This is a genomic window from Sodalis endosymbiont of Henestaris halophilus, from assembly GCF_900161835.1.
Taxonomy (GTDB): Bacteria; Pseudomonadota; Gammaproteobacteria; order Enterobacterales; family Enterobacteriaceae.
This window is the reverse complement of sequence record NZ_LT897836.1, coordinates 1,339,093-1,352,508: the sequence shown is the minus strand read 5'-3', so window position 1 is coordinate 1,352,508 and position 13,416 is coordinate 1,339,093. Positions and strand designations below refer to the sequence as shown.

4 protein-coding genes are annotated in these 13,416 nt (G+C 36.5%); 2 read left to right on the top strand and 2 right to left on the bottom strand.

What is annotated here, in order from left to right:
- The first annotated feature begins 994 nt into the window (after positions 1-994).
- Positions 995-1,612 carry a superoxide dismutase [Mn] gene (sodA, locus tag HBA_RS02875; protein ID WP_097032506.1) on the top strand — a complete coding sequence of 206 codons (618 nt, stop codon included), beginning with the start codon at positions 995-997 and terminating at the stop codon, positions 1,610-1,612.
- Positions 1,613-4,818: 3,206 nt separating this feature from the next.
- Here the strand turns inward: sodA and glyS are convergent.
- Both glyS and glyQ read right to left on the bottom strand, forming a co-directional pair.
- A complete protein-coding gene (gene glyS / locus HBA_RS02870; RefSeq protein ID WP_097032629.1) occupies positions 4,819-6,885 on the bottom strand; it encodes a glycine--tRNA ligase subunit beta in 2,067 nt (688 codons plus the stop codon).
- An 8-nt stretch (positions 6,886-6,893) separates the two neighbouring features.
- Positions 6,894-7,799 carry a glycine--tRNA ligase subunit alpha gene (glyQ, locus tag HBA_RS02865; RefSeq protein WP_097032505.1) on the bottom strand — a complete coding sequence of 302 codons (906 nt, stop codon included), beginning with the start codon at positions 7,797-7,799 and terminating at the stop codon, positions 6,894-6,896.
- A 1,414-nt stretch (positions 7,800-9,213) separates the two neighbouring features.
- Between glyQ and HBA_RS02860 the strand changes: the two genes are divergently transcribed.
- Positions 9,214-10,215, top strand: coding sequence for an AI-2E family transporter (locus tag HBA_RS02860; RefSeq protein ID WP_097032504.1), 1,002 nt, complete (start codon positions 9,214-9,216; stop codon positions 10,213-10,215).
- Positions 10,216-13,416: the final 3,201 nt, after the last annotated feature.

The window sequence follows — 13,416 nt, the reverse complement described above, 5'->3', positions numbered from 1 at the left end:
GATTTTTTTGCAGCGGAAGATATTAACGGATTTATTCATTTATAAATGCTATTATTGTAATTTGCAGTAAAGTATAAAAATGCTCGCAACATACTGCAAAACATGGCGCCCATCTTAAAACCGGTATGGTGCTGATCATTAATTTATTGTGAGTATGGTAATCAACTAATACCCGTTTACAAAATAATCAGATAAATATGTTTTTTCTTTCAACATTCGATAAATGCGAATGATAGCGATGGATTTTCATTCTTTTCTGGCTGCATGATGATGAAGTTAGGACTAACTGAAATATTGCGCGCTTTATACTAGCGTATACGGCATGACTACTGTGAACTTAGTAGGTTTAGTTAACTAAATGGAGTTCCAAATGCGTCGATATTACCGTTCTTATCGGGTATTACCGTTAATTCTATGTGTAAACTTTTTGAGTTATTAGATTGCTAAAAATAAAGTTATCTTACTGACAGTATTTCAGGAAATTTTGGTACTGAATTAATCTTGATTATCAGCTTTTGTGACGTAAATACTTTTAAAAAGATTGTGCGTATGTTTAACTATTTTAAACAGTACTGCATTGCTCATGAGTAGCCTATTTATGAAAAGTCCTCTTTTAACAATAAGACCTACATTATTAAAATATCAAAAATCAAACTCTTGTGTGAATAAAATGCTTGTGTGTATGAAATAATGCAAAAGCTATGATTTGCAGCGTAGAACCTTTATTGGTCGTTTTTACTGCTTACTGTATGGGGATGATGGCTATCGTCGAGCGTTGCGGTCTGTAGTTGGTAAAATTCAGTAAACTGCAGGTATACTATGGTTTTCACTTATATATTTTAAATTATGTAGTACGCATAAGTGAAACTTATTTGTTTAAACGTAACCGGTAAATGTTTTATTTAACGTTTAGCGCATTTTAACGATTAACATTGCTTACCGGACCCTAATATTTTTAAGTCAAGAAAATTAGACTCGAACTGGAGAAATTGACATGAACTTTACTTTACCTACCCTACCATATAAGTATGACGCGCTAGAACCGGATTTCGACAAAGAAACACTAGAAATTCATTATACTAAACACCATCAGACCTATATCAATAACGCTAATTACGCTCTAGAGGACTTGCCAGAATTTGCTCAAATGTCAGTTAACGAACTTATTAAAAAACTAGACTATCTCCCGGTTGACAAAAAAACTGTATTACGTAACAACGCCGGTGGTCATGCAAACCACATCTTATTTTGGAAGGGTTTAAAAAAAGGTACCACCTTGCAAGGCAAATTCAAAAGTGCGCTCGAGCGTGATTTTGGCAGCATTGATGCCTTTAAAGATACATTCGAGAAAGTTGCTTTAACCTGTTTCGGTTCTGGATGGGCATGGCTTGTAAAAAAGGATGACAAACTGGCCGTAGTGTCTACCGCTAATCAAGATAATCCACTGATGGGTGAAGTCATTTCTGGTACTTCCGGGTACCCGATTTTGGGTCTGGATATCTGGGAGCACGCATATTACTTAAAATATAAGAACCGCCGCTTAGATTACATTAAATCATTCTGGAATGTAGTTAACTGGGATGAGGCGTCTACTCGTTTCATTTATGCTTAATTCCTTTCCGTTAAGCACCGGAAATAGCGGAGTAATATCGACCCCCCCCCCGCGAACATGCAGGAGGGGGATTTTTTTCTCTGCGGATTATCAACGGATAATACAGCCTCTTCAAGGACGAGTAAGATAACTGTTTAAGTATTTCATATAACACGTTGTTTACTGTCAGCGTTTTCACAACGCATTTGATCATAAAGTATCATTAATTGCAGAAAACTTGCGCAACTAGGATGAACACATTCTTTACGAGAAAGCTAGGTATAATACCTGTCAGTAAAATATCGTATTGTAAATCTTAGCATGCAGGTTTCCCCCTTTTTGTCGATTACTGTACGGGGTTATAGAAATTAACCAAGGTCGCGTGAGAGAATTTCACTTTTAAATAAAATAATAACGTAGATAGAGGAACTGTCGTCACACTGACTTTAGCTCCAGCAATGCCTGTCTATACTATTCTTTGGCTGGTGGGTGCTGTTAGCTTCGCTAAGGACATACTTTTAAAAGTAACGCGTTAAAGGTTAATTAACCAAATAACTTTCGACAAGTTTACGCAATGACGAACAACTCATGTGTATTTTATGTTGTCATACGGTTCGTAGTTCTCAATGTGCTATATTTGTAATATAAGTCGCATGCTGTTGTATATGGAAGTTATTATACTTGATAAGTATAAACCTGTTTTCTTCCGTATCACTTTAATTATTTTACGTATGGTCGGATTGAGAATAATCTCACGTTTGATGTAGCAGCAGGCTAGCTTGCCTAAATAAACAGCTATTATACATAGCCAGCTATTTAACTTGAGTTGCTTGTATTTGATAAACAGTAGTCTAAATTAGCCGATCAATTCTATGCTAGTAATTGTGCGCACAGTGCATACTGTGCCTTTGATTTGGGTTTTATCCATAAATTATTTATTCCATCCTTTAAGTGTAACTGCAGATGGATCGTTAATTATTGCTTGCTTTAGCCGAAGTATTATAAGGTCATATGCTAATCGATAAAGATTACTTAGTTGATCTACTCAGAATATACTAATTTTAGTGCATGATTTATTTGCTGTTTGAGCTAGCTAGTACTGTGTATCATACTTTCATTTTGTAAGTAATGTGATGTGTAATATTCGCTATCAGACTTACTAATATTTTATGGTGCTGGGTAAGTGCATCGAAAACTTTTTTATTCAAGTAGGCGCAAAATATATCTACAATCAGCATTTGTCAACAGTAGAGCAATGTCGTTTATTTTCTTCATAACTATAGAGCAATCATGTGTCTAGGCACTGACAGCACACGATGCCAGTGCGTGCAACAAGCAGTCCTTGATGCCTTAATTATACGACGCAGGTTGTGATAGACTTATATAAAATGAATAAAGTCTAGGTTAGTTTTTCTATTCATCATCGCTTGTATATCTTCCTGGATTAAAAGTATACTAATCGCTGATTAGCTATTTATTGTCAGTGAAATAGATCGTTTACTTGATATGATTTGCGTTTTAATTAAAAAAACGTAATCCGCGTTGATTTAGAACAGATTTTGGTTATCTTCATCAAACTGATCGTTCAACGTGATAATATTTTTTGATTATTTTCCTCTTTTCTTTACCGTAACCGGTATCTTAGTTACAATAATTGTAAAGCTAAGCTAACGGGGAAAGTTATTAGTTCAAATATATTGCGGCTGCGACGCATAACGCATTTTTTGTTAAAATGCCCCGGCAGAGAAAAGATTCCTTTAACTCGCTATTAAATGAGTACCGGTCGCTATAACTGTTAATAACATATTAATTAATAAACTCATGTCATGCAAATTAAGATCATTAGTATTATATTGATAATATCAACCTTGCAGTTATGAACTAGCTGTTTAAATAGCTTTGATTTTATATTCTATGATGCTGGTAAAAGCTTTTATTAATAGCCTAGAAATGAGAGAATTTACAATTCTAGAGCCGAGGTCCATCGTTATATCGGCTCTGGCGATTTACTTTCATCGTTGTAATAGCATTGATTATCACCGTGCGTTCAAGATCCTGCTACGTTAAGTTAATGATCATCTTTGTGATTAATGTTGTCAGCGTCACTTTTGTTATTTATTTTGTTTGGTTAGTAGTTCTTCACATTGCTCGCATGACTATTAGCAACATTGTTTTACTAAACTCTACTGTTATCATCTGGCAGATAGAGTAAAACAGAGTAAGCTATTGTACTCTTAATCATAAGAGTATTCTTGGGTATGTATATATATTACATAGCTTGCTTTAATGTACTATTGTAACATCTATCATGTGATTAGGCTATGATCATGTAGTCGAAATTTAATTTAAATTGTATAAATTTTAGCCGATAATGTAAATCCATGATGATTTCTGTGAAGAAGTATAAATAGCAGCAAATATGCCTAAAATAAACACAGAACAAATTTATTATTAGAAGATTTTGAGGTCAAGCTCACCGTATCGTGATAGACGAACAGCGGTGTTAATAGAGTACAACGCGTGGTAAAGTAGCTATAAATACTAATTTTCAAGCTATTAAATTAGCTTACCGCTCTGTCGTTATAACTGAATTAATCTTTGCCTGACTACATCGATTACATATTCATTTAACCATAAATGTTTGCAATGCATTGACTATTTGTTTGCACCTTCCTTTCATCGGTTTATTGTATATCTGCATGCAAATTTTGCAAGTTTCTATAATGCTTAAACTCAGTACGAGCATTTATTCACTTTAGCTGAGCTTATTAAAGATCTGATACCAGCAAGTAATGAATTAACCTGATAAATGTGTTTCTAAAAGCTTGTAGATCTGATCACGATTGGCATCAAGGTCAGTTATGCAACTATTGCAAGTTGACTTAATGGTAAAATGTTTGTTAATTTATTCGTAAGTTTGTATATTTAAAGATTTTTCATAACTGATTATCACTATTATTTTTCTTTATTATCGCGGTAAGTTAGTTGTTAAATTTCTTAAAAATCCTTGTTAAAACAGCTAATAAAGGAATATACCGCTATTTAACTTGATAATATATATCCCTATAAATAAAAACTTATTTTAGGTTTAGGTATATTCCTCGCTATCCTTTATTAAAAGGATAGTCCACTATTGTGATGGTTAAAACTATTAATACTATACTTAAAGGTGATGAAGGTAATACGGATTTTGAAAGATCGCCGTATTACCCCTGTTGAATCGACTATTATTGCAATAGTGAGATATCCGCGACCTGTAAAAATAGCTCACGTAACTGCACTAGCAATGTTAAACGGTTCACTCGCATGTTACTATCCTTCGCCATTACCATGACATTATTAAAGAAGTCATCTACTGGCTCACGCAGTGTCGCTAGTTCTACCAGCGCATCTTGATATTGTCCGGCATCAAACATTGGTTGCAGTTTTTTGCGTAATACTATCAAATGAGTCGCTAGCTTGATCTCCGCTGGCTCTTTGAGTATCGAAGTCTGCAGATCCGAGTATACCAGATCTGTGTATTTGGCCAACATATTCGACACCCGCTTGTTTACTGCCGTTAGTGCTTCTGCTTCCGCTAGGGTTCGAAAATAACTTACTGCACGTACCCGGGCATCAAAATCCGCAGGACGAGTCGGACGATTTGCTAGTACCGCCTTAATTGTGTCGACACTGTATCCTTTATCTTGATACCAGGCCACGCAACGGCATAAGATGAAATCTACAACATCTTTTACTACCCTATCATTCGTCAATGTTTTGCCGTACGAGCGTGCCGCCTCTTTTGTTAATGTCTGCAGATCAAGGTTAAACTGTTTTTCTACGATGAGGCGCAGTATGCCTAGGGCAGTTCGGCGTAAGGCAAATGGATCTTTATTGCCTCTCGGATGCTGACTAATACCAAAAAGACCAGTTAGAGTATCTATTTTGTCGGCAATGGCCAACGCGCAAGACACTTGTGTCGTAGGAAGCGCATCGCCTGCGAATCGTGGTTGATATTGTTCTTTTAGTGCTATTGCTACTGTTTCTGGCTCGCCGTCATGGCGAGCGTAATGCATTCCTATCACGCCTTGTATGTCGGTAAATTCAAATACCATATTAGTCATCAAGTCGCATTTGGACAACAATCCAGCGCGTTCTGTTTTTAATACATCTGCGCCAATCCTGGTTGCTATCCAGACTGCCAGAGATTTGATGCGATCGCTCTTATCACGAAGGGTACCAAGCTGCTCTTGAAATATTACTTTATCGAGGTGTTGATGATGAGTTTCTAACCGCTGTTTGCGGTCGATATTAAAGAAAAACTCTGCGTCTGCCAAACGCGAATGCAGAACCTTTTCATTTCCTGCAATAATCTGTTGCGGATCTTTTGACTCTATATTGGAAACGAAGATAAAGTTTGGCATGAGGTTTCCTTCGTTATTATATACTGGAAAGTATTTTTGGTATACTTTCATAGTATAAACTAACGCTTCCGTTGGCACTGCGAGGAATCTTTTTTCAAAGCAACCGGTAAGAACCACTGGCCATTCAACCAACGCCGTTACTTCTTCTAAAAGTCTATTGCTCAGATCGGCAATTCCACCTAATTGTTTGGCTGCCTCTTCCACGTTCTTACGAATTGTTTCTTTACGCTGCAAATAATCTGCCATTACCCTTCCGCGCGTCAGTAGTACTTGCGGATAATGATCTGCGTGCTCTAGATAGATTTCCTGCTCGCCCATAAAACGGTGGCCGAGCAGAAGGCGATTTGTATCAATTCCAAACACGCTCCCTGGTATTACGATATCGTCTAGCAGTATTGTTACAGTGTGTACCGGACGAATAAATTGGGTATCTTTGTCGCCCCAGCGCATCATTTTCGGTATCGGTAGTTTTCCCAGCGAGCGGTTGACTATGTCACACAGTAGAGTCTGTACAGAATGCCTCTTTTGTGTGCGATAAACTAGCCATTCTCCTTTTTTGGTTGCAAGGCGTTCGGCTTGGTTTACGGTAATACCGCAATCTCGCGCCCATCCTGTGGCTTCTTTAGTAGGGTTTCCATCAGCATCAAACGCTTGGGCAATAGCTGGTCCACGCTTCTCAACGTAGCTTTCGTCCTGGTAGCCTTCGAAGGCGGCTACTTTAACAGCTAGCCGCCGCGGCGAGGCAAACCATTTTACTTCGCCGTAGCGCATGCTGATGGCCTTAAATTCACGGCTTATTTGAATGGTGAATGCTTCAGCCAAGGCGCGTAGCTCCTTGGGCGGCAGCTCTTCCGTACCAATTTCTACAAGAAAAGTTTGTTGCGTCATGGCGCCTTTTAATTTCTGCACAACGGAAAATTCATCGCTTTTCGTGAAGCGAAGTAGGCTACCGCCACAGCTTTAGTCAAGGTTCGGATCCTCAAAATATAGTGCTGTCGTTCCGTAACTGAAATTGCTTTGCGAGCGTCTAATAAATTAAAGCTGTGCGTCGCCTTGAGAATACGTTCATAGGCCGGAAGAGGTAGAGGTTTTACCAAAGCTAGCAGGTTTTTCGCTTCTTTTTCGTACTGTTCAAAGCAGGTAAACAAAAAATCAACGTCGGCATATTCAAAATTGTAGGTGGATTGCTCGATTTCATTTTGGTAAAAAACATCACCATAGGTAGTGCTACCAAGCATGCCATCGTTCCATAACAGGTCATATACGCTGTCAACACCCTGCAGATGCATTGCTAAACGCTCAAGCCCGTATGTGACTTCGCTTGTAACCGGCCGGCATTCCAACCCCCCTACCTGCTGAAAATAAGTAAGTTGTGTAACTTCTATGCCGTTTAGCCATACTTCCCAACCTAGGCCCCAGGCTCCCAAGGTAGGGCTTTCCCAGTTGTCCTCCACGAAACGTATATCGTGAATAGTGAGATCCAAGCCCACTTTTCTTAACGAATTGAGATATAATTCCTGGATATTTTCCGGCGAAGGTTTGATGATGACCTGAAATTGGTAATAATGCTGCAGTCGGTTGGGGTTTTCACCGTAGCGGCCATCGGTAGGACGACGAGAAGAATGCACATAAGCGGCTGCGATGGGTTCCGGACCAAGCGCTCGCAGGCAGGTCATAGGATGGAAAGTACCCGCGCCGCTTTCTATATCTAGCGGCTGGACTATAGTACAATTCTGACTCGACCAGTAGTTCTGTAGCGTCAGAATCAGACCCTGAAAGGTCTTGGGATTAAATGTTTGCATGTAAATTCACACACATTGCAAATGAATCTAATGAGAGAGCTAAAGTATATTATATGGCATTTAGATATATATCTCGGATCCGGCAGCAATTACGAATATGCATCGCAGATTTAACTAGCATAAGCAATGTTGCACTTATTAGCCAAATGGCATAAAATAAGCATATATAACTTTTATTTGTACAATGAATATTGGTTAGGAGCAATTTATACAGGTGGGTCGCTTTTTATGCAGCCCCCCTCATAGTTAATCGTTTATGTAAGATTAATTTTCTTTGCCGCAATGTATTTTGTTTTTGCAACAGCCAACAGTTTAAACCGGTCATTTGATTCTTACTTAGCACATATCAAACGTGTAGGTAGCACTAATGCACATGCCAGTATATTTCATTTCATTAATACACAGTATATACTAACATGGCCACGTTAGCAATATCGTTAGTAGTTTTCCATCGTTATTTATCCAGATTTGACATCTACCGCAAGTTTATAAAAATAATAATATAGAAATATATTTATTGTCAATAAGCTTGACAATAAATTAATACGTGGATATTTAGTTAACACTTGTTACAACTATTATAAATTTAGTTCGTAAGGTTTACGACGCAAGCTTGATAAGCATTTTGATGTTACGGTGTGCGCTAGGTGCACTGACGATAATATATAGCAATTTGCTTAGGTTCTTACGAACGAAGTTAGCTTCATTAGCTCAGATATATTAAAAGTTACTTTAATTGTGCGATGTAATGGTATTCATTGCATACGGCATACTGTTGATGCACTTTTCCAACTTTGCTTACTTATAATGGTTCGTACTCAGCCCCCGATACAAAAGTGTTAAAACGTTTGCTACTGAGATCTCGATACCCTGCCGGCACGAGTCAATTTTTGTTTAACTAATTCTATAACCATTGATCGAAAAGCATAATTACATTGACGCAAATATACTAATGAATATAAAATTTGTGGCCCTTGTTATCAAGCAGGGTTTTATCTAAGTGAGCTATGAAGCATCTTTGTCAGTAAAATTGCTGTTGTAACACATGCTTAATATTATTGTATTGCTGGACATTAAATCTTTTATTCATGAGAATTGATAAAATATGGCCGCCGTCTTAGTTAATAATATTATATACCTACCTTTTACTAGCAGACATGAAAATAGTGTTAATTCAAAGGGTAACACTAATCATGAAAACTGCTAAGTACCTCGGCTCTTAATACAAGACATGTCTAATCACGCTTGCTTTTGGTAAAAGATTGCCGCTGCAATAATGGCCACCTTCATCGAAAGAGGTATTTTTCTGCTCGTCGCAAACTGATGACTCTGTCGTTTAAGATGTTAGTTATATTAATTACTAACCATGCTATTAGTGCAATAAAGTAACCTCTTAGAATGAAAGGAAATAAGAATGAGCGTAAGTAAGGTACGGCTGAAAGCGACCTCTTATCTTTTGATGCTTCTTTTTATCACTTTGATCATTCCGCTACATTTATTTCCTTGCTTTATCTCCGGCTTTTTGGCGTATGAGGTGATTCTGTCTATGACACCGTGGTTTGAACGCTTAGTAGGTAGCAGACGCGCTCGCTGGGTTGTGGTGATGCTAATTGCCTCGTTTGTAGTGATTACTATGGCATTGTGTATATTGAGTTTGATAAGGTTCCTAACCTCTGATATTCAAAGAGGTATCGCCGTTACCGTCGAAATCAATCACATTTTTTCTGATTTAAAGAATCGCATTCCAGATTATCTTCCCTCATTTTTGCCCGAAAGCGTGGAAGAACTGAAAGATCAGATATTCGCCTTAATTGAATCTAATTTAATTATTATTCGTAATATGGGTCATTCTTTCTTGCACGGACTGATTACGATTTTTATCGGCTTTATCATTGGAGCGGTGATTTCTCTTAATAAACCATCCAAGCGTAGTACGTATTTTACGCAGCAGCTGCTAGAACGCCTGTATTATCTTTCTCAAGTGTTCCGTAGTGTAGTATTCGCCCAGATTAAAGTATCGTTAATCAATACGCTGCTAACATCTATAATGATTCTGATAGTATTTCCTTTGTTCGGAGTGAACCTACCGCTAAGTAAAACGCTTATTGTAGCAACTTTTATTTTTGGTTTACTGCCTATTATCGGTAATCTTATTTCTAATTTTATGATTATAATCTCGGCACTCTCTATATCATTGAGTGTGGGAGGCGTGGTTTTGTTTTATCTGATTTTGATTCACAAGCTTGAATATTTTCTCAACGCCGAGATTATCGGGAGCCGTATTAATGCAAAATCCTGGGAGTTGTTGCTAGCAATGCTTGTCTTCGAGGCCATCTTTGGTTTAGAAGGTGTGGTAGCGGCGCCTATTTATTACGCTTACCTAAAAACCGAATTACGAGCACAGGATCTTATCTAATTTCTAATTGAGTATTGTTATAATAACACCTCTTATCAGTCCCCGGGGGGCTTATTATGCGCGCATGGCATAGCAAGTCAGTTTTTGCTCCCCATCGCGCTAGTACTTTAACGCATTGTGCGGTAAGGTACTTTGATTACAGATAAATAAGCGAACTGCTGTTGTATTTATAATGGTCTACAGGGTTAGAGTACCCTCTGACCACACCTATCCGCTCTATTGCGCAAGAAATTATAAGGCCCATAAGATGTGTGCTAATACTTATTTCGATAATCAATAGTCGCCAAAACATTTTTATTGCTAAATTTATTTGCTAATTGTTGTATATATTGCAACTGGGGTAAATTTTTTATCTCTGGTTTCGGGATACCCGTTATTATACTAAGCACTATTTGAAAATATTTTAATAGCGACTACATTAACTCTCTCTGCGCTCAATAGTTAGTTTAAACACCATATAGATTAAAGCATCTAAAATAATCTAGGATATCGTTTTTTCTCTACCTTGTATTTTACTAATCCTAATCTTGCCTGCAACGTTCTTATTTACTAAGAACTGTTAATATTAAATATTTTGGCGCAACAGCATCAGTTGTTGGTATTGATTGATAATACTTACTAATCACCCTGTTCCTAGGGGACAGATTTTACTGTATCGAAGCAGTTAGTAAATCTCAATATTATTTTGTTTATTGAACCACTTCACACTAGGCATTTCCGTGTAAACTTAGCGGATATTGTTACCATTAATGAAGCATTAAGCAAGGTTTTTTTAAATATTAACGATATTATCAGTGAGCTTATTTCCGTGCAACATCGATTTGCAATGCTAAAAACACATGCATTCGTCAGAATAATCTATTGTGCTTTTTTAATATTTAAAGATTTTATCCAGTTATGTTATAGCCGCCGCGTTGATGAGATTATCTTATGTATATATCGCTTTCAACTGCTGTAGTGCACTTTTGTTCGACAAATTAAAAGACAAGATATATGTCTCTCTGACAGTGTTTTCTCAATCTGCGTATTTTACCGCAGCGCGCTTTATTAGAGCTTGATAGTAACACGACATGTTGTATTAATAGCGCATAAGACCACACTACCACTACTATTATACTCAAGCTTGAGTAAGAGTTACATGATCGCCGCGAATACTTGCACATTTGATTACGTGTTAAAACTAAAGCGCGAAATTGCAATTTCTAGCGAAAAGTAACGACTGCATGTCATAGACATAGTAATATATGTTAGTTACCATTAATAACTCTGTCATGAATCTAACGGTATGATTATTATATCGCTAAAGTTTGGAGAGATGCAGATTCTCTCTTCGGTTATCGAAAAAGGCGCCTGTAAACATGCAATGGCTTCCGTACTTAAAGCTTAAGTAGCGTAGGGCGCAATTTTTTTAGCGCTAGCTTCTTGCCACGTGGTGCTTATAGCAATCTGTTGCTGCAGGAATTAAAGGATATGCTGTTTTTAGATTACAATTAAGCGTAATCGTCTTACGACACCGCATACTTCTAACTGTTTTAAGTTAGGATTGTCTTTAATGTTTAGGCGATGGTTTTCCATTCAAGCAAAATTACTGTTAATAAAGCAAATCAACATCGGGTAACACAATAATAGTTATTATTATTTAATAATTGCAATATTTGCACTAAAGATAACTCATATCCTAAAATCACCTTGCATATTGCTGTTAATTTATAATTAATAATTCATCATCGACATAATAAAAAGAGGAGAATAAAACATTCCACGCACTTTTGCTGTAAAGCAAGATAAAATTCTTAATTTGTTAATAGGATTAAGGTAACGATCACACAAGGTTAGATGAATGAAATTCATATAAAAACGTTATTTTATTTTTGATAGGATGCCGCTTAAAGATTTTTGTCACTACACGTTCTAAACCAATAAATAAAAGATCGTTGTTTAATCCAGGTACTTGCATGTATATATAGTTAGTTAACTAGAGTTTCTATGTAACATCATGTTTAATAATATATTAATATAACTCGATTACGCTATATGCATAATGGTTTTTTCTCTATGGTTGCTAGAGTAATTACTTATACAATCAGTAGATTTTCATGAAAGGCACTTTCTTTTACCACTCGGCAAAAGAGTAGCTACTGAGATAAAGATAACAATATCATTTTAATTACTAATTAAAAATAAAAGAGGTTTAACCATCATAATTCTAAGTTATTACCAGTAAGTTAACTCGTCGGAAAACTGATGGCAAAATGTACAGCAGTGCTTAAAACCTATAAATTTACCGAGGGGCCAATAATCTTCTCATCACACAGGTAAATAACAGTAATATTGATACAACACATTTATTTTTTAATTGTTTAATCAAAGTAACACACCACCAGGTTCATCAATAAAAAAAACGATAAAATATCGAGATAACCGCAAAGTAATTTTAACTTTATTATTACATTAATTTTTAATAACTCCTAAAATTTGTGTCATTAAAATAATTCATTTGGAATTTTATTCCGTAATAAAAGCAAGTTATTGCGTGCTTTTAAAGCGCATCATCTCTATCCTAGATGCGGTATAGATTATCTCAATAAAGATCTTTTTGTTCTAATAGCAGGATGAACAGTGCTCAAAATTATTGATCATGCTAACGCAATGATGCTTACAGTCCTTATCAGGGTTATTAATTAGCTCGCCACCAGCTAACATTTATGCAGTTTTACATATTAAAGACAGTAACTATTGTATATATCCTATAACAGTAATTAACTTATCTTTTCCGTTGTATAATACAAGTTATAGTTACGCTTATAACTATGGCCATCTCTATGGTGCAGCCATGAAAAGTTTCTCTATTTTCTTAAACATATCTCCTCCTTTTTAAGTATGATAACACTCTCTCCGTGGTAGCAATCAGCCGGCTAACACTAGTATATGTGTTGTCTCATTTCTCTTGTCTGGTCTGTGTGCTATTATGATATGAATCCGTAAAGTCTACTGTTCGTTTATTATGGTATTAAGAGCACGGTAACAATAAACATGCTCTTTAGAGCATGGGGATAAAGTATAAACATTAAAGTTGACCACCTAATTTTGGGATGTTTTCTTACTCTTGAAATTCTTTATAAATACTCAAAGAGTAAAACATTTATTTGCTGAACTTAGACGTGCAATATCTACGCTAATTCTCGATTAGTATAACACTTA

What these genes read in the sequence shown, in the direction of transcription:
- sodA (WP_097032506.1), top strand. Translation starts at nt 995, where the DNA reads ATGAACTTTACTTTACCTACCCTACCATATAAGTATGACGCGCTAGAA.
- glyS (WP_097032629.1), bottom strand. Translation starts at nt 6,885, where the DNA reads ATGACGCAACAAACTTTTCTTGTAGAAATTGGTACGGAAGAGCTGCCG.
- glyQ (WP_097032505.1), bottom strand. Translation starts at nt 7,799, where the DNA reads ATGCAAACATTTAATCCCAAGACCTTTCAGGGTCTGATTCTGACGCTA.
- HBA_RS02860 (WP_097032504.1), top strand. Translation starts at nt 9,214, where the DNA reads ATGAGCGTAAGTAAGGTACGGCTGAAAGCGACCTCTTATCTTTTGATG.